Annotated in this window: 20 protein-coding genes and 3 pseudogenes; 20 read left to right on the top strand and 3 right to left on the bottom strand. The window is 64.9% G+C overall.

Annotation, left to right across the window (positions count from 1 at the left end):
• Window positions 1-14 precede the first annotated feature (14 nt).
• The 4 genes from QM707_RS12105 to hutG all read left to right on the top strand — a co-directional run bounded on the left by QM707_RS12105 (window position 15) and on the right by hutG (window position 5,202).
• Window positions 15-1,709, top strand: coding sequence for a DUF418 domain-containing protein (locus tag QM707_RS12105; protein WP_415002124.1), 1,695 nt, complete (start codon window positions 15-17; stop codon window positions 1,707-1,709).
• Between the two features lie 92 nt (window positions 1,710-1,801).
• A complete protein-coding gene (locus QM707_RS12110) occupies window positions 1,802-3,097 on the top strand; it encodes a DUF418 domain-containing protein (protein ID WP_415002125.1) in 1,296 nt (431 codons plus the stop codon).
• A 47-nt stretch (window positions 3,098-3,144) separates the two neighbouring features.
• Window positions 3,145-4,413, top strand: a complete 1,269-nt coding sequence (locus QM707_RS12115; RefSeq protein ID WP_415002126.1) for an FAD-dependent oxidoreductase — start codon at window positions 3,145-3,147, stop codon at window positions 4,411-4,413.
• 9 nt (window positions 4,414-4,422) lie between these two features.
• Complete coding sequence (hutG, locus tag QM707_RS12120; protein ID WP_415002127.1) at window positions 4,423-5,202, top strand: N-formylglutamate deformylase; 780 nt, start codon at window positions 4,423-4,425, stop codon at window positions 5,200-5,202.
• A 46-nt stretch (window positions 5,203-5,248) separates the two neighbouring features.
• Here hutG and QM707_RS12125 read toward each other — a convergent pair whose 3' ends face one another.
• Together QM707_RS12125 and parE are read right to left on the bottom strand one after the other, a co-directional pair.
• Entirely contained in the window at window positions 5,249-7,201 is a 1,953-nt protein-coding gene (locus tag QM707_RS12125; RefSeq protein WP_415002128.1) for an alpha/beta hydrolase family protein, read from the bottom strand.
• A gap of 26 nt (window positions 7,202-7,227) precedes the next feature.
• A complete protein-coding gene (gene parE, locus QM707_RS12130) occupies window positions 7,228-9,117 on the bottom strand; it encodes a DNA topoisomerase IV subunit B (protein ID WP_415002129.1) in 1,890 nt (629 codons plus the stop codon).
• 74 nt (window positions 9,118-9,191) lie between these two features.
• Here parE and QM707_RS12135 point away from each other — a divergent pair, with 74 nt between their 5' ends.
• The 10 genes and pseudogenes from QM707_RS12135 to truD all read left to right on the top strand — a co-directional run bounded on the left by QM707_RS12135 (window position 9,192) and on the right by truD (window position 17,904).
• Complete coding sequence (locus QM707_RS12135; RefSeq protein ID WP_415002130.1) at window positions 9,192-10,322, top strand: hypothetical protein; 1,131 nt, start codon at window positions 9,192-9,194, stop codon at window positions 10,320-10,322.
• Window positions 10,323-10,403: 81 nt separating this feature from the next.
• On the top strand, window positions 10,404-12,065 hold the full coding sequence (locus QM707_RS12140) for a CTP synthase (RefSeq protein ID WP_415002131.1): 1,662 nt from the start codon (window positions 10,404-10,406) through the stop codon (window positions 12,063-12,065).
• Window positions 12,062-12,895, top strand: a complete 834-nt coding sequence (kdsA, locus tag QM707_RS12145) for a 3-deoxy-8-phosphooctulonate synthase (protein ID WP_415002132.1) — start codon at window positions 12,062-12,064, stop codon at window positions 12,893-12,895. The genes QM707_RS12140 and kdsA overlap by 4 nt, the downstream gene beginning before the upstream one ends.
• Window positions 12,892-13,371, top strand: a complete 480-nt coding sequence (locus tag QM707_RS12150) for a hypothetical protein (RefSeq protein WP_415002133.1) — start codon at window positions 12,892-12,894, stop codon at window positions 13,369-13,371. The genes kdsA and QM707_RS12150 overlap by 4 nt, the downstream gene beginning before the upstream one ends.
• A 115-nt stretch (window positions 13,372-13,486) precedes the next feature.
• Window positions 13,487-14,053, top strand: a complete 567-nt coding sequence (locus QM707_RS12155) for a hypothetical protein (protein ID WP_415002134.1) — start codon at window positions 13,487-13,489, stop codon at window positions 14,051-14,053.
• A complete protein-coding gene (eno, locus tag QM707_RS12160; protein WP_415002135.1) occupies window positions 14,050-15,336 on the top strand; it encodes a phosphopyruvate hydratase in 1,287 nt (428 codons plus the stop codon). The genes QM707_RS12155 and eno overlap by 4 nt, the downstream gene beginning before the upstream one ends.
• A gap of 12 nt (window positions 15,337-15,348) precedes the next feature.
• Entirely contained in the window at window positions 15,349-15,687 is a 339-nt protein-coding gene (gene ftsB, locus QM707_RS12165; protein WP_415002155.1) for a cell division protein FtsB, read from the top strand.
• Window positions 15,684-16,370 carry a 2-C-methyl-D-erythritol 4-phosphate cytidylyltransferase gene (gene ispD, locus QM707_RS12170; RefSeq protein WP_415002136.1) on the top strand — a complete coding sequence of 229 codons (687 nt, stop codon included), beginning with the start codon at window positions 15,684-15,686 and terminating at the stop codon, window positions 16,368-16,370. The genes ftsB and ispD overlap by 4 nt, the downstream gene beginning before the upstream one ends.
• A 39-nt stretch (window positions 16,371-16,409) precedes the next feature.
• On the top strand, window positions 16,410-16,883 hold the full coding sequence (gene ispF / locus QM707_RS12175) for a 2-C-methyl-D-erythritol 2,4-cyclodiphosphate synthase (RefSeq protein ID WP_415002137.1): 474 nt from the start codon (window positions 16,410-16,412) through the stop codon (window positions 16,881-16,883).
• Window positions 16,880-17,904, top strand: a pseudogene (gene truD / locus QM707_RS12180) (tRNA pseudouridine(13) synthase TruD). Before ispF ends, truD begins: the two are co-directional and overlap by 4 nt.
• A gap of 45 nt (window positions 17,905-17,949) precedes the next feature.
• Here truD and QM707_RS12185 read toward each other — a convergent pair.
• Window positions 17,950-18,495, bottom strand: coding sequence for a Smr/MutS family protein (locus tag QM707_RS12185; protein WP_415002138.1), 546 nt, complete (start codon window positions 18,493-18,495; stop codon window positions 17,950-17,952).
• Window positions 18,496-18,571: 76 nt separating this feature from the next.
• On the opposite strand from QM707_RS12185, the gene surE reads away from it, so the two are divergent.
• From surE to QM707_RS12215, 6 genes and pseudogenes are all read left to right on the top strand, one after another.
• On the top strand, window positions 18,572-19,348 hold the full coding sequence (gene surE, locus QM707_RS12190) for a 5'/3'-nucleotidase SurE (protein WP_415002139.1): 777 nt from the start codon (window positions 18,572-18,574) through the stop codon (window positions 19,346-19,348).
• A pseudogene (locus QM707_RS12195) lies at window positions 19,345-19,990 on the top strand (methyltransferase domain-containing protein); the annotation flags it as partial. The gene surE and the pseudogene QM707_RS12195, both read left to right, overlap by 4 nt.
• Before the next feature lie 225 nt (window positions 19,991-20,215).
• Window positions 20,216-20,590 carry a hypothetical protein gene (locus QM707_RS12200; RefSeq protein ID WP_415002140.1) on the top strand — a complete coding sequence of 125 codons (375 nt, stop codon included), beginning with the start codon at window positions 20,216-20,218 and terminating at the stop codon, window positions 20,588-20,590.
• Between the two features lie 725 nt (window positions 20,591-21,315).
• Complete coding sequence (locus QM707_RS12205; protein WP_415002141.1) at window positions 21,316-21,795, top strand: peptidoglycan DD-metalloendopeptidase family protein; 480 nt, start codon at window positions 21,316-21,318, stop codon at window positions 21,793-21,795.
• A gap of 37 nt (window positions 21,796-21,832) precedes the next feature.
• Complete coding sequence (locus QM707_RS12210; protein ID WP_415002142.1) at window positions 21,833-22,078, top strand: hypothetical protein; 246 nt, start codon at window positions 21,833-21,835, stop codon at window positions 22,076-22,078.
• 120 nt (window positions 22,079-22,198) lie between these two features.
• Window positions 22,199-22,762: pseudogene (locus QM707_RS12215) on the top strand (AIM24 family protein); the annotation flags it as partial.
• Between the last annotated feature and the right edge of the window lie 294 nt (window positions 22,763-23,056).

A 23,056-nucleotide genomic window follows, 5' to 3' on the forward strand; every position in this document is an offset into this window, starting at 1 on the left:
AAGGGGTGCGCGCAATGTCCGACAGTCAGGCAACGGCGATAACCGGCGAATTGCTGCCGGTCCAGGCGGCCGAACGCATCCACGCGCTCGACATCGTGCGCGGTTTCGCGCTGATCGGCATTTTCCTGATGAACGTCGAATGGTTCAGCCGACCGATCACCGAACTCGGCACCGGTGTCAACGCCAGCCTCACCGGCATGGACTATGTCGCCAGCTGGTTCATCTACACCTTCGTGCAGGGCAAGTTCTGGACGATGTTCTCGCTGCTGTTCGGCATGGGCTTCGCGGTGATGCTGGGCCGCGCCGAAACGACCGAGCGCAGCTTCGTCGCGCCTTACATCCGTCGCATCATCGGCCTGTTCCTGTTCGGTTCCGCGCATTTCGTCTTCGTCTGGACCGGCGACATCCTGCACAACTACGCGGTCACCGCGATCTTCCTGCTGCTGATATCGACCAATAGCTGGAAGACGGCGTTCGGAATATTGCTTTCCTGCTTCATCACGGGAACCGTGGTGATGGCCATGGGCAAGCAGGACTGGTCGGAACCGTTCTTCATGTACGGCTCTTTGACCATGGTGTCGGGCCTGCTGGTGTTCCGCGACCCGTTCTATCGCTACATCGCACCGCGCTGGAAGCTGCTGCTCGGCATTCTCCTCGCGCTGGTGGCGGGCATCGTCGGCCTGGCCGTCGCATTCCCCGAGCAGACCGGCGGTCCGATGAAGGCCGGACCGATCGCTGGCGGCGTTGTCGTCGTGCTGGTCGTCATCGCGCTGCTGATGAACAAGCTCAACAAGGACGCGATCGCGCGTTACTGGAAGTGGGGCGTACTGCTGTATTCGTTGCCTTTCTTCCTCGGACTCGTGGGCCTCGGCATCCAGAGCGCGAAACAGCACTTCGCGCCGCCGCAAGAGCAGTCCGCGGCTGCGACCCCGGCCGATCCGGCGAAGGCGAAAGCCGAGGCCGAGAAGAAAGCCGAAGAGGCCAAGCAGAAGGCCGAGAACGAGAAGCGCCAGGCCGAGCGCAAGGCCGAGCGAGCGAAGGAGACGGCCGAGGAAATCCGCCTCTACACGAAGGGAAGCTACTGGGAGTCGGTGGTTCACCGCGCCAAGAGGTACCAGGAAGACGCGATCTTCGCCGGCGGCCTCGGTTTCCTCGCCCTGCCCATGTTCCTGATCGGTTTCTGGTTCGTGCGCTCGGGCGTGATCGGCAACATCCGCGAGAACCTGCCGTTGTTCCGCAAGCTGAGCTTCACCGCCTTGCCGATCGGCCTGGCGATGACCCTGACGGCCGTCAGCCTGCATTCGAGTTTCCTCAACGTGGACTGGACGCAGAACTCGCCGCGCGTCGCCCAGACCTTGTTCCAGTGGGGCATGATGCCTTTGAGCATCGGCTACGTCGCCGTGCTGATCTGCCTGATCTACACCGATCTGGGGCAGAAGCTCCTGTCGCCGCTGCGCTACGCCGGCCAGATGGCGCTGACGAACTACATCGGCGCCTGCGCCATCGGCATGTGGTATTTCTCGGGCTACGGCCTGGGCCAATGGGGCGAGGTGTCGCGCGCCTGGCAGATCGTGTTCGTCTTCGCGGTTTTCGCCGTGCAACTGCTCTTCAGCATGTGGTGGCTGTCGAAGTTCCGGTACGGCCCGCTGGAGTGGGTCTGGCGAGCCATCACCTACTGGCAGTTGCCGCCCCTGCGGCGGACGGCCTGAGTTTCGAACGAAACGGATGCCTCGGCATCCGTTTCGCTTTCCGGCTGCGTACACTGCGGGAGTGCCGGGCGAGAGCCGGCTAGGGGAAAGACATGAGCGAAACACAAGTCCTGGGACCGGTTGCCGGCAGCGAGCGCATCGACGCGCTGGACGTGCTGCGCGGTTTCGCCCTTTTGGGCATCTTCCTGATGAACATGGAGTTCTTCAGCAAGCCCATGCAGGCCATCAGCGATCCCGGCATCGATCCGACCATGCTTGGTCTGGACTATTGGGCCGATGCCTTCGTCTTTTTCTTCGTGCAGAGCAAGTTCTGGACGCTGTTTTCGCTGCTGTTCGGCATGGGCTTCGCGGTGATGATCGATCGCGCGGCTGCGGCCGGCCGACCGTTCGTGCCGGCATACCTTCGTCGTACCACCGGCCTGCTGCTGATCGGCCTGGTGCATGCGATCTTGATCTGGGCAGGCGATATCCTCATCACCTACGCCATCGGTGCGTTCACGTTGCTGGTGCTGCGTGGCTTGCGCCATGGCTTCTATGCGTTGGTCGGCCGCGCACCCACGCCGATGAAAGCGCGCACGCTCGCCTGGATTGGATCGATCCTCTACGCGTTCCCCTTGGTCATGCTGCTCGCCATCGGTGCAATGACATCGCTGACGGGACATAAACCCAGCCCGGAGGATGCCGCGAAGCGCGTCGTCATGCTCGCCGAACACGAAAAGATGAGGGAGCAGGCGACGTATGCCTATTCGAGCGGGAGCTATGCCGAAGCGACGACCCAGCGCGCCGCGGACACGGCCAAGCAAGTGGGGGAGACAGGCGGTTTCATGTTCTTCCTGCTGGGCGTGTTCCTGACCGGTGCGGCGATCATTCGGAGCGGCGTCCTATCGCGTTCGGCCGAGCACCTTCCGGCGCTGCGCCGATTCCGAAACCTGATGTTGCCGATCGGCTTCGCCATGATGGCGTTGAGCACATGGCTGGGCACCGGTTTCCCCATGGACAACATGGCGTTTCCGCAGGCGACACAATTGGCCGGCTATCTCGGTGCGGGCCTGGTATTGGCGCTGGCCTATGGCGCGACCTTGGTCGTGGCCTTGCATGGCGCCTTCGGCCCCTGGCTTCAGCGCTGGCTGGCGCCGGCCGGTCGCATGGCGCTGACGAACTACCTGACGCAGTCCGTCGTCTGCACCCTGATCTTCTACCACTATGGCCTCGGATTGTGGGGCCAGGTGGGGCGTGCGGGACAGGTCCTGCTGGTGTTCGGCATCTATGGCGCGCAGTTGTTGCTGAGCCGCTGGTGGCTGGCGCGGTTCAACTACGGGCCGATGGAATGGCTGTGGCGGTCGATCACCTACTGGCGCCTGCCGGCGATGCGCAAGACGCCCGCCTGAAGTTCCTGTCCTGAGCGTCCGCAGCGCGCGCCGCTTACAATGCGCGCATGCCCAGCGCTTCCACCGCCGTCGACGATGTCCTGATCCTCGGCGGCGGCGTCATCGGGCTTGCCTGCGCGCATTATCTGCTCGACGCGGGTCGCTCGGTCCGCATCCTAGAACGCGGCGTGGTCGGTTCGGCCACTTCGTTCGGCAATTGCGGCACGATCACGCCGAGCCACGCGCCGCCGCTGGCCGCGCCCGGCGTCATCGGCAAGGCCCTGCGATGGATGCGGCAGCCGGATGCGCCCTTGTACATCCGGCCGCGATTCGATCCCGCGCTGGCCTTGTGGTTGTTGCGTTTCGCGGCGCGCTGCAATGCCCGCGATTGGCGCGATTCGGCCATCGCGAAGTTCGCCCTGCTGGAACATTCACGGCACGAGATCGAAAGCCTGGTCGTGCAACTGTCGCTGGCCTGCGAATTTTCCGCCAGCGGCCTGCGCTACGTTTTCCGTAGTCCCGACGCCCTGGAGAACGCGCTGGCGGAGTTGCCGAAACTGCATGAGCTGGGTATCGCCACTCGCACCCTGGACAGCGCGACGCTGGCCGGCGCCGAACCTGCCTTGCTGCCCGGAATGGCCGGTGCCATCGAATTCCCTGGCGATGCCCAGTTCCGACCGGACGCGTTCACGCGCGAACTGGCGCATTCGCTGCGCGCGCGCGGCGCGGTGATCGAGGAAGGCATCGCCGTCAGCGGTTTCGACACGGCGAAAGGACGCATCGATGCCGTGCGCACGCCGCAGGGCAAGTTGCGCGCACGCGAGGTCGTCGCCGCGTTCGGCCCCTGGTCGCCTGCCATGCTCAGGGACTTGGGTCTGCGCCTGCCCATCCAGCCGGGCAAGGGCTACTCGATTACCTATTCCCGTCCGACATCGGCGCCGCGCATGCCGATGGTGCTGCGCGAACGCAGCGTCTGCGTCACGGCCTGGGATAGCGGCTTCCGGCTCGGCAGCACGATGGAATTTTCCGGTTACGACAACCACCTGAATCGAACGCGTCTCGACGCGCTCGAACGCGCCGCCCGCGAATACCTGCACGAGCCGACGGGCTCCGAGCGCCGCGCGGAATGGTACGGCTGGCGGCCGATGACCTGGGACGACCTGCCACTGATCGGCAAGACCTCGGCTTACGGCAATCTTTGGCTCGCCACCGGCCACGGCATGATGGGCATGAGCATGAGCGCCGGCACCGGCCGCCTGCTGGCGGCGTTGATGACCGGTGCGGAAACGGCGATCGATGCGCGCCCCTACCGGCCGCAGCGATTCGCATCGGCGTAAACTGCGCCGATGGACATCTGCACCCTGCATCGCGGCCAAGCGCCGCTGCTGATCAGCCTGCCGCACGACGGCACCGAGGTGCCGGCGGACATCGCATCGCGTTTCACCGAAGAAGCGAAACGCGTCCCGGACACCGACTGGTTCGTCAGCCGCCTCTACGATTTCGCCCGCGAACTCGGCGCATCGGTCCTGGTGCCGCGTTATTCGCGCTACGTGGTCGATCTGAATCGTCCGCCGGACGATGTCTCGCTCTATCCGGGGCAGAACACGACCGGCCTGTGTCCGATCGTTCGTTTCAGCGGTGGGCCGGTGTACTTGCCGGGGGCGGAACCCGACGGGAAGGAAGTACTCGCGCGGGTCGAACGCTACTGGCGTCCGTACCACGATGCCCTGCGCTCGGAACTCGACCGTCTGCGTGCAAGCCACGGCCGGGTCGTGCTCTGGGAAGGACACTCCATCCGTTCGGTCGTGCCTTTCCTGTTCGACGGGCGCTTGCCGGACTTCAATCTTGGCACCGCCGCCGGAACCAGCTGCCATGTCGCGACGCAGCGACGCCTCGAAGCATGTCTCGCGGCGCAATCGGCCTATAGCTGGGTCGCGAACGGGCGCTTCAAGGGTGGCCATATCACGCGCCACTACGGCAGGCCCGCCGAAGGCATCGAAGCCATCCAGCTCGAACTGGCGCAATGCAATTACATGGACGAGGATGCGGCCGTTTACGACGAATCCCGGGCCGCTCCCACACAAGCAATGATCCGAAGCCTGTTGCTCGCTGCCTTGGGCGATTGAGGCAAGAAAAACCCCGCCGGAGCGGGGTTTTTCCTTGCGCGGCGGATCAGTTCGCCGGATTGTGCTTTTGCAGGAAGGCTTCCAGTCGCTGGTAGAACTCCACGCGATTGGACGTATCGTAGAAACCGTGGCCTTCGTCGGACTTCACCACGCTCTCGAAGGGCTTGTTGGCCTTCTTCAAGGCCGCCTCCATCGCGTTGAACTGCGACATCGGCGCGCGACGATCGCTACGGCCGTGGACCAGCAGAATGGGCAGGTCGAGCTTCGCGGCCTGCGCGGCAGGCGATTGGGCCGCGAGCTGCGCCGGATCGTCGCCGACCGCGCGGTCGAGGTAGCTGCGACCTTGCTTGTTGTCGTCGATATCGCCCGATTTGTGCATTTCGGCGAGGTCGTAGACGCCGACGTATCCTACGGCGCAACGGTACATGCCCGGATTGCGGATGGGATTCATCAGGGCCGAGTAACCGCCAAAGCTGGCACCGAAGATGCAAAGGCGCTTGGGATCGGCCAGGTTCTGCGCGACGGCCCACTTGACGGCATCGGTAATGTCGTCCTGGATCCCGGTGCCCCACTGCTTGTAAGTGGAGTTCTGGAAGCGTTCGCCACGCCCACCCGAGCCGCGGAAGTTGACCTGCAGCACGGCGTAGCCGCGACTGGCCAGGAATTGCACGTCGGCATCGTAGCCCCAGCTGTCGTAGGGACCGAACGGACCGCCGTGCGGCATCACGACCGTCGGTAGCGGGCCCGATTTTCCGGCTGGCGCAGTAAAGAAGCCCGCGAGGGTTTCACCCGAAGAGGAAACGAACTCGAAGGGGCGCGTCGGGGCCATCTTCGCCGGTTCGATCCATTCCTTGGTTTCGAACAGCATGGCCGGCTTCTTGGTTTCGTGGTCGAACAGGTAGTAGGCGCCGGGGTGACGGTCGCCATGGACGAAGAACAGCGTCTTTTTCTCGTCCTTGCTGTGTCCCCTGAAGTCCACCAGCTGTCCGGGGAAAAGCTTCATCAGGCCCGAATGCAGTTGCGCCCACGGCGAGGACGTATCGACATAATCGATCTTCGGACGCCCGGCTTCATAGAGAACGGCAATCGGCCTCTCGTCGTAGCCGCCCCACAAGACGTCGGTCACTGCATAGCGCTCGTTGCCGGCCAGGCGCTGGCGCGTACCGGCGGCGAGATCGACGCGGTACAGCGCCTCAGGTTCACCCGCGTCGCTGATCAGCGCATACAGATGGTTGTTGTCGGCTTCGAACCGTAGCGGCGTGATCCAGCGGCGCGTGATGGTTTCGGGAACACGCGTCCATGCCCCGCCGGTCGCCTCGCGCCTTACCCAGACATTAGGCTGATCGGTAATGGTCTGATCGACCCGGAAACGCACCGTTCCGGCTTGGTCCGCCACCGGGTAGCCGCCTTCGATCGTTTCCACCAGGCTGCGTTTACCGCCGACCGTGTCCACCCGGTACACCGACGAGGAAAAATCGGAATTAGATCGCTCCCAGGGGTAGTAGCGGAACAATGCATGTCCGGGTTGGGCAGGCACGTTCTGCATGAACATGCTGGTCGCGCGATCCTTGAGCAGCGAACGGAAGTTGGAGTTGTCCGTCACATAGCCGAACAACTGCTTCTGATTCTCCCCGTCGGCATCGGCAGCGTAGATGGCGCCGGTCAGGCCGGGGGCGTTGAACATCCCGTAGAACTTCGCCTTCGCAGCGACGAGACGCCTGTCGCCGGTCCACCAGATGTTCGCGACGATCTCTTCCTCGCGCGGGTCGAACTTGATGACCGAGCGCTCATAGTTGCCATTGAGCTTGATGATGTGGACGGCGTCGAACTTCTCGAAGGGCGAAATGACTGCCACATAGCCGCCGTCCGGCGAGATCTTGGCGCTGCGGTACTCAGGCTCGCGCGCGAAGCGCTCCGCCGGAATCAGACTATCCGCGGCCGATGCGGCCGAGCTGGCCAGGATGAACGCCATAGTCGCGGCGAAGCGGGTAAGTCTCATGAATTATCCTTGCGATGGGCCTGCGATTATACTTCCAGCGACGCCAGGTCGCCCTTGGTTTCCAGCCAGGATTTGCGGTCTGGCGCACGTTTTTTCGACAGCAGCATGTCCATCAGTCCGCGTGTCTGCACCGGGTCGTCGATGGTCAGCTGAACGAGGCGGCGCGTATCGGGGTGGATGGTCGATTCGCGAAGCTGCGAGGGATTCATTTCGCCCAGGCCCTTGAAGCGCGTCACCGACACCTGGCCACGGATTTTTTCCTTCTCGATGCGTTCGAGCAGGATGCGCTTCTCTTCCTCGTCCAGCGCGTAGAACACTTGCTTGCCCACGTCGACGCGGAACAGCGGCGGCATCGCCACGAAAATGTGCCCGGCGCGCACCAGCGCCGGGAAATGGCGAAGGAACAACGCCGACAACAGCGTCGCGATATGCAGGCCGTCGGAATCGGCGTCGGCCAGGATGACGACCTTGCCGTAGCGCAGCCCGTCGATGTTCTCGGTGCCCGGATCGCAGCCGATCGCCACGGCCAGGTCGTGCACTTCCTGCGAAGCCAGCACGGCCGAGCTTTCGACTTCCCAGGTGTTCAGGATCTTGCCGCGCAAGGGCAGGATGGCCTGGAAATCCTTGTCGCGGGCCTGTTTCGCGCTGCCGCCGGCGGAATCGCCTTCGACCAGGAAGATCTCGGTGCGGGACAGATCCTGCGCGGTGCAGTCGGCCAGTTTGCCGGGCAGGGCGGGCCCCTGCGTGATCTTCTTGCGGACGATCTGCTTCTCGGTCTTCAGGCGCGCGGCGGCGCGTTCGATCGCCAGTTGGGCGATCTGCGTGCCGACCTCGACGTGCTGGTTCAGCCACAACGAGAAGGCATCGTGCGCGGCGCCTTCGATGAAGGCGGCGGCCTGGCGCGAACTGAGCCTTTCCTTGGTCTGGCCGCTGAATTGCGGGTCGGTCATCTTCAGCGACAGCACATAGCTCACGCGATCCCAGACGTCTTCCGGCGCCAGTTTGACGCCACGCGGCAGCAGGTTGCGGAAGTCGCAGAACTCGCGCAGCGCATCGGTCAGGCCGGAGCGCAAGCCGTTCACATGGGTGCCGCCCTGCGCGGTGGGAATCAGGTTGACGTAGCTTTCCTGCACCAGCTCGCCTTCCGGCAACCAGGCCACGGCCCAGTCGACGATCTCGGTGTCCTTGGACAGATTGCCGAGGAAAAGCTCGGCCGGCAGCGATTCGCGGCCCTGCAGTTCGCCGCGCAGGTAGTCGCGCAATCCGTTCTCGTAATACCACTCGTTCTTCTCGCCGCTTGCCTCGTCGTTCAGGCGGACGGTCAGCCCGGGGCAGAGCACGGCCTTGGCGCGCAGCAGGTGGCGCAGGGCACGCACGGCGAACTTCGCCGAATCGAAATACTTCGCATCGGGCCAGAAGCGCACGCGCGTGCCGGTGTTGCGCTTTCCGACGCTGCCGATGATGTCCAGCGGCGAGGAACGGAAGCCATCGCGGAATTCCATCCGGTACTCGCTGCCATCGCGCTTGATGAATACTTCGACGCGCTTGGAAAGCGCGTTGACAACGCTGACGCCGACGCCGTGCAGACCGCCGGAGAAGGTGTAGTTCTTGTTGTTGAACTTGCCGCCGGCGTGCAGGCGGGTCAGGATCAGTTCGACGCCCGGTATTTTCTCTTCCGGGTGCACGTCCACCGGCATGCCGCGACCGTCGTCGGCGACCTCGCAGCTGCCGTCCGCGTATAGCGTGACTTCCACGGTCCTGGCATGTCCGGCCAGGGCCTCGTCGATGGCGTTGTCCACCACTTCCTGCGCCAGGTGGTTCGGGCGGCTGGTGTCGGTGTACATGCCCGGCCGGCGCTTGACCGGGTCCAGGCCGGAGAGGACTTCGATGTCCGCGGCGTTGTAGCGGGAACTCATGGGTGCGCAACGGGACCTGGCAGCGGCACAATCGCCGGAAGGGCGGCATTATCCCAGCCCCGGGGAGATTTGGCATGTCGGAAAGGATCCGCATACGCACCGAGCGCGACCACGACGGTATCGTGGCGATCGTGCTGCCGATAGACCCGGAGGTGGTCGGGCGGCAGGCCGAGCTGCGGCTGGTCCAGCGTGCACGGGTCAAGCGCAGCGACCCGGTGCACAAGGAGCGCCGCCTGTCCACGCACCAGCTTGTGCTGGCGACCGGCGGCAGCCGGATATCCCTGGGACGAACGCTGGAGGAGGTCTTCGCGTATCGCGGCGAAGCGCTGGACCTGGAGCTCAAGATCGAGCTGGAAGTCGACGATGGTTTCTTCTTCGATACCGAGATCGAGCACGACCTGTCGTCCTACGGCCGCCTGCCGGCGCGCGCGATGCCGCCGCTGCCGCACAAGGAAGTCCATTCGCCCAAGGACCGGTTCAATTTCATCGCGAACCTGCGGGCCATACCGGCCAAGGCACGCCTCGTGGTCCTTTGCCTGCTGCTCGTGGGCGGCCCGGTGCTGGCGGTGAACGCGATCGTCGGCGCGCGCGACCAGTTCGTGCCCGAATCCCGCACATGGTTCTACGACCATAGCGATTCCGACGGCGAATCGGAAAGCCCGCTGTTCAAGGCCCTCGCGGGCAGCGGCGTGCTGGGCGCCATGCTGTGGGCGGCGATCCGGCACCAGCTGAAGAAGTACATGAGCTTCGCCGCGCGCCTGCCGCCCCACCTTTCACTGGCGCGCGGTTCGCGTTGCTCCGCCGCGGAGATCGTCTCGGGCGCGGCGCGCGTACCGATCGAGCGCGCCGTCGTGCGCATCGTCGCCTACAACCGCGAGCACGGGCAGTACAAGGACCAGGAAAAGGACGGTAAGAAGACGCGCACCGTCATCAAGGATTTCACTTCCGATGCCCGCGGCATCGTCCTGTACGAGCAGCAGCTGCTCTATCTGCAGGCGAACGAGCCGATCGAACGGAACCTGGCGGGGGAGGTGGTTTTCGACGCCATGTTCGATAGCCTGTATCCCTCGGTGAGGATAGGCGGTTCGCATGGCCTTTCTCTGTGCCTGGAGGCGCAGTTCCTGCACCCGGACTATGTGGACCACGACGTCCAGATGGAGAACCCGGCCGTCGCCGAGAAGGACTTCTTCGCGCCCCGGGCGTGAGGAAAGACGGGCGCCGGGCCGCCGATTCGCGTCCCGGGGCCCCAGCCTGTAAAATGGGGCTTTCCAGCGCCAGGTTTTCCCATGACGCGTCTCATCTTCGTCACCGGCGGCGTGGTGTCCTCGCTAGGCAAGGGCATCGCCGCCGCGTCGCTCGCGGCCATCCTGGAGGCCCGCGGCCTCAAGATCACCATGATGAAGCTCGATCCCTATATCAACGTGGATCCGGGCACCATGTCGCCGTTCCAGCACGGCGAGGTCTATGTCACCGACGACGGCGCCGAAACCGACCTCGACCTCGGCCACTACGAGCGTTTCGTCCGCACTCGCCTGACCCGCAAGAACTCGATCACGACCGGTCGCATCTACGAGGAAGTGATCCGGCGCGAGCGTCGCGGCGACTATCTCGGCGGCACCGTGCAAGTGATCCCGCACGTCACCGACGAGATCAAGCGTTGCATCGACGCGGCGACCGAAGGTTTCGACGTCGGCCTGGTCGAGATCGGCGGTACCGTCGGCGACATCGAATCCCTGCCTTTCCTGGAAGCGATCCGTCAGATCCGCACCGAACGCGGCCCGGACCAGGCGATCTTCATGCATCTGACCCTGGTGCCCTACATCGCCGCCGCCGGCGAGCTGAAGACCAAGCCGACGCAGCACTCGGTGAAGGAGCTGCGTTCGATCGGCATCCAGCCCGACATCCTGCTCTGCCGCAGCGAGAAGCCGTTGCCGGATGGCGAGCGTCGCAAGATCGCGCTGTTCACCAACGTGCACGAGAAGGCCGTCATCAGCTGCGTCGACGTCGACAACATCTACAAGTTGCCGCTATGGCTGCATGCGCAGGAGCTCGACCAGATCGTGGTCGATCGCTTGCGCCTGGAAACGCAGGCCAAGCCGGCCGATCTTTCCGAATGGAAAGCGGTCGTGGATGCCTGCGAACACCCGGTGGACGAAGTCAGCGTCGCCGTCGTCGGCAAGTACATCGACCACCAGGACGCCTACAAGTCCCTGTCGGAGGCGCTGCGTCACGGCGGCCTGCGCCAGCGCACGAAGGTGCGGCTCAAGTGGCTGGAATCCGCCCAGGTCGAAGCCGAAGGCGCCGCCGCCGTGCTGTCGGACGTGGACGCGATCCTCGTGCCGGGCGGTTTCGGCGATCGCGGTTTCGAAGGCAAGGTGATGACGGCGCGTTATGCACGCGAGAAGGGCATCCCGTATTTCGGCATCTGCTACGGCATGCAGGCCGCCGTGGTCGATGTCGCGCGGCACCTGGCCGGATTGTCTGGCGCCAATACCACCGAGAACGATCGCCAGTGCGAGCATCCCGTCATCGCCCTGATCACCGAATGGCGCACGGCCGCCGGCGACGTCGAGCGCCGCAACGAAGCCTCCGATCTCGGAGGCACGATGCGCCTGGGATTGCAGGAAGCCCGCATCAAGCCGGGTACGCGCGCCCGCGAGATCTACGGCAAGGACGTCGTCGCCGAGCGTCATCGTCATCGCTACGAGTTCAATAATCGCTATCGCACGCAGATCGAAGATGCCGGACTGGTCATTTCGGCGAAGTCCATGGACGACCTGCTGGTGGAAATGATCGAATTGCCGAACCATCCCTGGTTCGTCGCCTGCCAGGCGCATCCGGAGTTCCTGTCCACGCCGCGCGACGGCCATCCCTTGTTCATCGGCTTCATCCGCGCCGCGCGCGAGCGCAAGGCCGGAGGCCGCCTGTTGAAGGAAGTCAGCGCGTGAAACTCTGCGACTTCGAGGTCGGCCTCGACCGCCCGTTCTTCCTGATCGCCGGCCCCTGCGTGATCGAATCGATGCAGTTGCAGATCGACACCGCGGGACAGCTGAAGGAAATCACCGGCAAGCTCGGCATTCCCTTCATCTTCAAGTCGAGTTTCGACAAGGCCAATCGGACCTCGGGTACGAGCTTCCGTGGCCCGGGTCTGGAAGAAGGGCTGAAGGTGCTGGCCGAGGTGAAGCGCCAGCTCGGCGTGCCGGTGCTGACCGACGTGCACGAATACACGCCGATGGACGAGGTCGCGTCGGTCGTGGACGTGCTGCAGACGCCGGCCTTCCTGTGCCGGCAGACTGATTTCATCCAGAAGGTCGCGTCGGCCGGCCGCCCGGTCAACATCAAGAAGGGGCAGTTCCTGTCGCCCTGGGAAATGAAGCACGTCGCGGCGAAAGCGAAAGCCACCGGCAACGAGCAGATCATGGTCTGCGAGCGCGGCGCCAGCTTCGGCTACAACAATCTCGTCTCCGACATGCGTTCGCTGAGCGTGATGCGCGATACCGGCTGCCCGGTCGTATTCGACGCCACGCATTCGGTGCAGCTGCCCGGCGGCGCCGATGGCAAATCCGGCGGCCAGCGCGAGTTCGTTCCCGTGCTGTCGCGCGCGGCGATGGCGGTCGGCATCGCCGGCATCTTCATGGAAACGCATCCGGACCCCGACAAGGCGCTGTCCGACGGGCCCAACGCCTGGCCGCTGCCGAAGATGGCGGCGCTGCTGGAGACGCTGGTGGCGCTCGATCAGATCACCAAGCGCAATGGCTTCCTGGAGGCGCAGGTTTGAACCGCCTGGTTCACGCTTTGCTCTGCATTCTATCGGTCGCCCCGTCGGTCTCCATCGCCTGTTCGGTGGTCGTCATGCCGGGGCAAAAGGTCAGCGAACCAACGACAGCCGAAAGAGTGACGGTGGCGGACGCGATCTTCATCGCGCACATCGAATACGTTTCCAGGTTCCGTGCGGTAAACGATGCCGACAAGGAGCCTTTCGGCCCGATGCTTGTCGTTGGCTTTCGGATGGTGGAGCCGATCAAGGGAAAACCCCAGGAGCCGCGAACCATCTATGTGTCGTCGAACAGTTGCGGCCCTCCGCCTCCGGAAGTGGGTAGCGATGTTCTTCTCTGGGTCCACCGCGACCCCAGAACCGGAAGAGATGTGCTGGCGGGGTTCCCCAGTGAGGCCGGGGCAGATTCGCCCTATCTCCAGGACGTTCGCCGAGCCGCGGCGGAGCTTGATGCGAAAGCCTCGGAGAAGCGTCGATGAGCAGCATCCGCGCTCATGAAGCCCTGTGTGATCGGACAGCCGCTCCCATGATCGAAGCCCTGGCATTGGCCGTGCTCGGCGCGTCGAACTCTTTCAACCACTTGAGGCAAACGCCATGAAACCCAGTCATCTCCTCTTGCTGGCGCTCGTCTTCCCCGCCGTGGGCCACGCCGAGCTGACCGACTACCAGAAGACGGTCGTCGAGACCTTCGCGGCCGCGGGCACCGATGCGAATCTGCGAGCCGCTTACGAGGCGGTGGCCGCCGGCAAGGCGACGCCGGCGCAGCGCAATGTGATCCGCACATCCGAAATGATCCACGAGGATCTCAAGCTCAATGCCTGCGTGCGTCCGGCCATGGGCGCCGACATGTCGCTGGACGCCGCCATGTACGAAGTCGTCGTCGCCGGGCGCGGCAAGGAATTGCTCGCCGACGCCAAGGGCCTGTTCACCGATGCCGAATGGAAGGCCGGCGTGCCGGCCGGCGCCGCTTTCACCGAGCAGGTGGTGGCGGCCGCGGTATTGATGGCCAGCGGCGCCCGCCCGACGGGGCAGAACGCCGAGGCCGACATGCGCGCGCTCAAGCGCCGGGTGACGCTGAACTATTACCTGTCGTTCGCGACGCGCGGCAAGTGCGCCGCGTCGCCGCAACTCAAGAAGCTGCTTGGCAAGGAAGGAAAATGACTGCGATCCGCCACATCCACGCCCGCGAAATCCTCGACAGCCGCGGCAATCCCACCCTTGAAGCCGAAGTCACGCTGAGCAGCGGCCATGTCGGCCGCGCCGCCGTTCCTTCCGGCGCATCCACCGGTTCGAAGGAAGCGGTGGAGCTGCGCGACGGCGACAAGACGCGCTATCTGGGCAAGGGCGTGAAAAAGGCCGTGGCCAACGTCAATACGACGATTGCCGATGCGTTGAAGGGTTTCGATGCGGCCGACCAGAAGGGCCTGGATGCTCGCCTGATCAATCTCGACGGCACCGACAACAAGGGCCGCCTCGGCGCCAACGCCCTGCTCGGCGTGTCGCTGGCCAATGCCCACGCCGTCGCCAGCGCGAAGGGCATGCCGCTCTGGGCGCATCTGGCTGCCGGTCGCGAGGCCGTGTTGCCCGTGCCGATGATGAACATCATCAACGGCGGTGCGCACGCCGACAACAATGTCGACATGCAGGAGTTCATGGTACTGCCGGTCGGCGCGGCGAATTTCGCCGAAGCCCTGCGCGCCGGCGCCGAGATATTCCATGCGCTGAAATCCGTGCTCAAGGGCCGCGGCCTGAGCACGGCGGTCGGCGACGAGGGCGGTTTCGCGCCGGATCTTCGCTCGAACGAAGAGGCTCTCGAAACGATCCTGGAAGCGATCGGCAAGGCCGGTTACAAGGCCGGCGACGACATCCTGCTGGGCCTGGACGTGGCCAGCACCGAGTTCCACGAGAACGGCAAGTACAACCTGACGGGCGAGGGCAAGCGTCTGAGTTCGGAGCAGTTCGCCGACTTCCTGGCCGGCTGGTGCGCGAAGTATCCGATCGTCACGATCGAAGACGGCATGTCCGAGGACGATTGGGCTGGCTGGAAACTGCTGACCGCCAAGCTCGGCGACAAGGTGCAACTGGTCGGCGACGACCTGTTCGTCACCAACCCGAAGATCTTCCGCGAAGGCATCGACCAGGGCGTCGCCAACGCGATCCTGATCAAGGTCAACCAGATCGGCACGCTGAGCGAAACCCTCGACGCGATCGCGATGGCCGACGCCAACCGCTATGCCTCGATCGTCTCGCATCGCTCGGGCGAAACCGAGGACACGACGATCGCCGACATCGCGGTCGCGACGACGGCGACGCAGATCAAGACCGGCTCGCTCTGCCGTTCCGATCGCGTCGCCAAGTACAACCAGCTGCTGCGCATCGAAGAGGCGCTGGGCTCGAAAGCCCGTTACGCCGGCCGCGCTGCTTTCGTGAGCCTGAAGCGCTAAGTGGGTGGCGTCCTGCGCCGCTGGTGGCCGTTCGCAGTACTGCTCGTCCTGCTGCTGGCCTTGCAGGCGAAGCTGTGGTGGGGCGACGGCGGCTGGACCCAGGCCAGGGAACTGCAGCAGAAGGTCGGTCAGCAGAAGGCGGAGAACGCGCGCCTGCAGCAGCGCAACGATGCGCTGTCGGCGGAGGTGGAAGACCTGAAGTCGGGCGAGAGCGCGATCGAGGATCGCGCCCGCAGCGAATTGGGCATGGTCAAGCCCGGCGAAACTTTCTATCGCGTCGTCGAACCGCGCGAACAGGGCAAGCCGGCCGATGCCGCAGCGACACCCGTTGACGCGGGGCCCGCGCAATGAGCTGGGCCGTCGTGCCGGCGGCGGGCCGCGGTACGCGTTTCGGTGGCGAAACGCCGAAGCAGTATCTCAATGTCGCCGGTCGGCCGCTGATCGAACACAGCCTGCGGGCTCTGCTCGGGCATCCGGCGATCGATGGCGTGATGGTGGCGCTGGCGCCGGACGATCCCTACTGGGGCGGTTGGCGCGAGATCGGCGGCAAGCCGGTCTATACCTGCGTCGGCGGTGCGGAGCGCGCCGATTCCGTGTTGGCTGCATTGCAGGCGCTGCCCGCGACGGTGAGCGAAGACCAATGGGTGCTCGTGCACGATGCCGCGCGTCCTTGCCTGCGCGGCGTGGATCTTACGCGGCTGATTGCCTTGGGGCAGGCCGACCCGGTCGGCGCACTGCTGGCGACGCCGGTGCGCGACACGCTCAAGCGCGCCGACGGCAATAGCCGTAGCGCCGCGACCGAACCGCGCGAAAACCTCTGGCGTGCGCTCACCCCGCAGATGTTCCGCCGCGGCGGCCTGACGCGGGCCTTGCACGCGGCCATGCGTGCCGACGTGACGGTGACCGACGAGGCCAGCGCGATGGAACGCCTCGGCCTGAAGCCGCGTCTGGTCGAGGGATCGGAAGACAATATCAAGGTCACCACGCCGGCCGATCTGGCGGTGGCCGAATACATCCTGACGCGAGTGCTCTGAGTGCGTACGCGCGGAACCCAGGGCTGAAGGAAGATGTCCATGCGCATCGGCAGCGGTTTCGACGTCCATGCCTTCGGCGAAGGCGATCATCTGATGCTCGGCGGCGTACGCGTGCCGCACGATCGCGGCGTGATCGCGCATTCGGATGGCGATGTGGTCATCCACGCGCTGTGCGACGCGCTGTTCGGTGCTCTGGCGCTGGGCGACATCGGCAAGCATTTCCCGCCCAGCGATCCGCGTTGGAAAGACGCCGACAGTCGGCAGTTCCTTCGCCATTGCGCCCTGTTGCTGGACCAGCATGGCTGGACCCTGGGCAATGCCGACGTCACCGTGATCTGCGAGCGACCGAAGATCGGTCCGCATGCCGAGGCGATGCGCGTCTGCCTGGCCGAGGATCTCGGCGCCTCGCCGGCGCAGATCAGCGTCAAGGCTACGACCACCGAAAAACTCGGCTTCGCCGGTCGCGGCGAAGGCATCGCGGCGCAGGCCGTGGTCTTGCTGGTGAAGGCATGAGCGAAGCGGATTCGCGCTTGCCGCGCGCTTTCGGCGAGGCGGTGCTGGAGGCGCGATTCAGGCAGGCGCCGGAGGACTTCTTCGTCGAGGAGTTGCCGGCATTCGAACCTTCCGGCGAAGGCGAGCACCTGTTGCTGACCATCGAAAAGCGCGGCCAGAACACGGCGTTCGTCGCGAAGCGGCTGGCGCAATGGGCCGGTATCGCCGAGATGGGCATCGGCTACGCCGGTTTGAAGGATCGCCATGCCGTCACGCGGCAGCGCTTTTCCGTGCACCTGCCGAAGAAGATCGCCCCCGACCTGGCAGCACTCGCGAGCGACGAGCTGCGCGTGCTCGAATCGCATTGGCATCAGCGAAAATTGCCGCGCGGCGCCTTGGCCGGCAATCGTTTCGTGCTGGTCCTGCGCGAGGTTACCGGCGACAGGGCGGCGATCGACCGGCGGCTGGAGGAAATCCGCCGCTTCGGCGTGCCGAACTATTTCGGCGAACAGCGTTTCGGGCGCGAAGCGGGCAATGTCGCGGCGGCCCGGCGCATGTTCGCCGGTGCGCGCGTCAAGCGCGAGCAGCGCTCGATCCTGCTGTCGGCCGCACGTTCGGCCCTGTTCAACGCGGTGCTCGGCCGCAGGGTGGAGCGGGGCGACTGGAACACGGGATCGGCGGGCGATGTCTGGATGCTGGAGGGAACGCATAGCGTTTTCGGGCCGGTGGAATTCGACGAGTCGCTGCGCCAGCGCGTGTCCGAACAGGACGTGCATCCCACCGGACCAATGTGGGACGTGGCGAACTGCGCAGCGCAGGCGATGTTCGAGAACTGGAAGAAGATGCGCTTGCCGCATTCGCCGATCTTAGGCAGGGCCTGGAAGCAGTCGGCCTGAAGCAGGAACGCCGTGCCTTGCGCATGCGCGTTCCCGGACTGCAATGGCGCTGGCTTGAAGACGATGTGTTGGAACTGGGCTTCGAACTCGCGCCCGGGTCGTACGCGACCGAAGTACTGGCCGAGCTCGGCGACGTGCGCGTGTAGGAACGATGGTAATCGCGACGGCCAGGATTGCGATTGCCGTCGCTCCTATACTCCCGGGCGGGCGAGCAGCACCAGTACCGCGCCCGTACCGCCCTGGCTTACCGGCGCGGAAGCGAAGGCAAGCACGTCGCCGCGATGGCGCAGGATCCGGTCCACCAACGCCTTCAGCACCGGCTCGGCCTCGGAGCGCAGGCCCTTGCCGTGCACCACGCGCACGCACAGGCGCGAGGAATGCCGCGCCTGGTTGAGGAACTGCTTGAGCATGGGCTCGGCATCGCTGGCGCGCAGGCGGTGCAGGTCGATTTCGTCGAGCACGCTGAACTGACCGCGCTTGAGCTGGCGCAGGGTCTTTTCCGGTACTTCGTCGCGGCGGAAGGCCAGCACCTCGTTGGCCTCGATCGCGGGCAGGGTCGACAGATCGCGCGATTCTTTCAACGCCTCGGCCTCGTCGAGCCGCAGCCGGCGCGGCTCCGGCGGCGGCGCCGGGCGGTCGGTCGCCGCCGGCTCGCGTTCGATGCGCGTCACTTCGCCGATGGCATCGCGGAACAGGGCCGCGTCTTCCGGCGCGATCGGCGTGGACTTGCGTTTCATGCGGCAAGCCTAACGCGCGGCGGCGGGAAAATCAGCGGGCGGTCCGTTATGATTCGGCTTCAGCTCGGGAGTCGGGATGCGCGTACTGGTAAGCAATGACGACGGCGTGGATGCACCGGGCATCCGCTGCCTGGCCGAGGCCCTGCGCAAGGCGGGGCATGCCGTCACCGTCGTCGCACCCGATCGGGACCGTTCCGGCGCCAGCAACTCGCTTACGCTCGACCAGCCGATCCGCGCCAAGCCTGCGGGCGAGGATGTCTGGAGCGTGGCCGGCACGCCGACCGACTGCGTGCATCTGGCGCTGTCCGGCATGCTCGAGGCCGATCCCGATATCGTGCTGTCGGGCATCAACAACACCGGCAATCTCGGCGACGACGTCATCTATTCGGGTACCGTCGCCGCGGCGATGGAAGGCCGCTGCCTCGGCTTGCCGGCCATCGCGATGTCGCTGGCCTGTCACGAGCGCCACCCGGTGCATTTCGAGACGGCGGCGCGTGCGGCCGTCGAGATCATGTCGCGCTTGGTGACCGATCCTTTGCCGGCCGACACGATCCTGTACGTCAACGTTCCCGATCTGCCCTGGAACGAAGTGAGGGTTTCGAGGTTACCCGCCTCGGCCATCGCCACCGTGCCGAGCCCTGCATCGCGCAGAACGATCCGCGCGGTCGGCCGATCTGGTGGATCGGGCCGCCGGGCGCGGCACAGGACGCCGGCCCCGGTCCCATTTCCATGCGGTGAAGACCGGCTTCATTTCGATCACGCCGATCCACGTCGACCTGACGACTACGAGGTGCTGGAAACCGTCGCCAGCTGGGTCGGCGGCCTGACCGACGCGCTGAAATCCTCCGCATGACGCCGATTTTCCATCGCAAGCCGGAAGCGCAGGGCCAGGGCATGACCTCGCAGCGCGCGCGCGATCGCCTGGTCGAGCGCTTGCGCGCGGAGGGCGGCATCCGCGACGAACGGGTGCTGACGGTGTTGCGCAGCCTGCCGCGGCATCTGTTCATCGACGAGGCGCTGGCTTCTGGCGCGCCTACTCGAAGACACGGCTTGCCGATCGGCAACGGGCAGACGATCTCGCAGCCGGTGGTGTTCTTGTCGCGCATGACCGAGGCACTGATCGAGCATGAGGTGCCGAAGAAGGTGCTGGAGATCGGTACCGGCTCGGGCTACCAGGCGGCCGCGCTCGCTTCGTCTCGGCATCGAGGTCTATACCGTCGAGCGCATCGACGAACTGTTGCGCGTCGCGCGCCGACGTTTCCGCAATCCAACCTGAACTTGCGCAGCAAACACGCCACGGTCGCATGGGCTGGCCCAGCATGTGGCCTTCGACGCGATCATCGTCACTGCGGCGGGCGCGGCGCTCGATCGGCCTTGCCGCGCAACTGGCCCGGAGGGCGGCACCCTGGTTGCACCGGTGGCGGCCGAATTCGACAACCTGCTGCGCCTGCGCAAGCTCCGCGACGGCCTGCAACAGGAAGACCTGGGCAAGGTTGGTTGTGCTCTTGTTTCCGGATCCTTTCATGCAGATTTTCCAGCCGCTCGACCAGTGCGCCATCGTCTGGGCCCGGACAAGCACGCTCCCTGGGCTGCTGACTTTGCTCGAGTTTCGCCGAAGCGATCTTCTTTCCGGTGATGCCGGAGCTGATGCTGGTCATGTGCCTGGCGTACTGAATGTGAGCTTCTGGTTCGCGACCCTGAGTCTCGCCAGCTGGTCGGCATGTTCGTCGGCTACGCGATCGGCTACTACGCGATCGAAATGGCGATGCCCTTCATCGCCAAGCTCGGTTACGCCGATCAGTTCGAGAGCATCAGCAGGCGGCCGCGAACGGATTGGCCGTTGCTGATCGCCGGGTTTACGCCGATCCCGTTCAAGATCTTCACGCTGGCTTCGGGCGCCGTCGGCATGCCCTTGGCGCCGTTTCGGCGCGCGATCGGCGCGGCAAGCGCGTATCTCGTTGCCGGCGCCATTCGCCTGGGTGGTGAGAAAGCGGAGGTCGCGTTGCGCCGTCACATCGAGCCGGTCGGTTGGATCGCGTTGGTATTGTTCGTCGGACTGATCGCCTGGTTGTGGCTGCGTCACCAGGGCGCATGAGTTCGGCCCCGCTTTGTGCTTGAATTGACCCGCATGCCCAGACTCCCACGCCTCGCGAGTTGCACTGTCCTTTTGCTGATCGCCGCGCTGTGCAGCGCCTGCGGCCAGGCCAGGGCGGTGAATCAGTAGTCGGCGAGATGGGAACCAGCCGGCCCAGACCACGCGCGCTCCCGCACGTCCCGCGGCTCCAGCCGGCGCGTCGCGACCTTCGCAGCAGCCGATCCCGGCATCGCGCGAGCATGTCGTGGTTGCGGGCGAGACGCTGTACGCAATCTCCATGCGCGACGGCCTGGATGATCGCGAGATCGCCTGGATCTGTCGCTCGGAGAGCCCTACACGCTCCGCATCGGCCAGCGCCTGCGCGTTGCGGCGCCGGCCACGACGGTACCGTCGCCCGTCGCGACGGCGGCCACACCGACCGCGAAGCCGCCGCAGACAGCGCCCGCCGTGACGACGTTTTAGACGGGACCCCAACCCGACGGCATCCTCGACGACGACGTGGACCTGCGGCGCCGGTCGCGCCAGCGCCGACGACAGCGACCGAAAGCCATTGGTTTACACGCTGCCACCGGCTTCTCCGACGTCGGTGGTCGCGGCGCCCATCGCCACCGAGCCTTCGACGACGACGGCTTCGCTGTCCAAGTCCATCCACCGCCCAGCCGCCCGCCATCAACCCGGCGGTGCCGATCGCGACGCCCACGCCGCCGGTTGCAAGCGCTACGAACATGGGATGGTGCTGGCCGACGCAGGGCCAGATCATCGGCCGCTACGTCAACGGCGATCCGACGCAGCAGGGCATCAATATCGGCGGCAAGGCGGGGCAACCCGTGGCCGCCGCCGGCGACGGCGTCGCTGCGTATTCCGGCGCCGGTCTGGTCGGCTACGGCGAGTTGATCATCATCAAGCACTCGACCGATCGGTCGTCGGCCGACGCGCACAACTGTTGCCGTTCGTCGCCGAGGACGAAGGCCAGGCCGGCAACCATCGCCCGAACGGCACGCATGGTGGTCACTCCAGATCTGCATTTCGAGATCCGCCGCAACGGCAAGCCGGTCGATCGTTGCAGACCTGCCGGCGCGCCGACCTGCGTCGTTCCGGAGGACGGATGCGCTACGAGGGTCATCGACGACACCGCGCAGAAGGTCTCCACGCTTGTCCACGGCAACGCCTTCGAAGAAGTGATGCGCCTGCTGCAGGCTGATTGAAAGTGACCTGGCTGATCTCGACAAGTCGGTGATGTGCGTGAACATGGCCGCGTTGCAAAAGACGCAGCGAAACGAGGAAGCCTCGGAGCGGTACGACCGCGGCATCGGTTACGAAGCCCTGCACACCTGCGTCTTCGTCGCCGAATCCAAGGTGGATCTGCATCACCGGGTACTGAACGAGGAAAGCCTCTGTACCCATTCCGGAGTTGCTCATCAGCCCTATCTGAATGTGAGGAGACCAAGTGCATCCGTGCACAAGGTCGACGCGCTGCATCGGGTTTGATTAAGGACGCCGGGCGCCTGGCCGGCCGCGCGATAACCCGGGACTAGCCATGGCCCATCAATGACAGGATTTGTGCCGCCCTTGGCGTTCAGAAGCACATGACCGGCCAGCACTTTGACTGAAAACTCGCACCTGTCTCAGGTTAAGTTAATGGCCGCGTCTGGGCCAAGGCCGGTTTGATGGTCGCCTACCAGGGCGGCGTCAAGTTCGTGCGCCAGGGCATGGACGTACAGGGCCTGGGGATCTGCTGAAGAAGGCCATCAGCCCAGCACTTAGCTGATGAAGATGGAAGGAAGTGTGTTTACGTTGCTGATGCCGGGAGACTATCATGCTGCTGCCTCGCCACCATCTTCGTCAACTGCAATGATGTGCTCGCCTACGAGGACGGCATCCAGTCCGACATCACGCTGATCAGGGCATGGCCGGCATGATGTCCGGCGGCCTGTTCAACATGAAACTGAGTGGCAGCGGCATCGTCGCGATCACCTCGCACTACGAACCGCTGACATTGCCGGTGTCGGCCAAGACCGGGCCGGTCTTCACCGACCCGAACGCGACCGTCGCCTGGTCAGGTTCGCTGTCGCCGGAAGTCGTCGCCGACATCAGCTTCAGCACGCTGCTCGGCCGCGGTTCCGGCGAAAGCATCCAGCTCAAGTTCCACAGGGCGAAGGCTGGTGGTCGTGAGCCGACCAGGAAGTGTATTTCCAGAAGCAGGGGTGATTGGATCGACTGGAGCCGGAGCATCGATGTCGCGAATGAAGTCTTCGTTGCTCCTGCTGGCGGTCATCCCTGCCGGTGGCTGCGCTCTTTTCCCGGACCGACATGCTGCTGTTTCAATTGTGGCCCGACCCCTGGCTGTCCGATGCGAGGCGGCCTCAATGACCATTTCAGTGATCGTCGATATAGGTGCTGTTCGGATTCTATCGTGTTTCCCTATTAACCTTAGCAATACGGTCAATGAAGACACACACACACATA

Origin of the sequence: Arenimonas sp. (genome assembly GCF_047602345.1) — a bacterium.
Classification (GTDB): Bacteria; Pseudomonadota; Gammaproteobacteria; order Xanthomonadales; family Xanthomonadaceae; genus Arenimonas.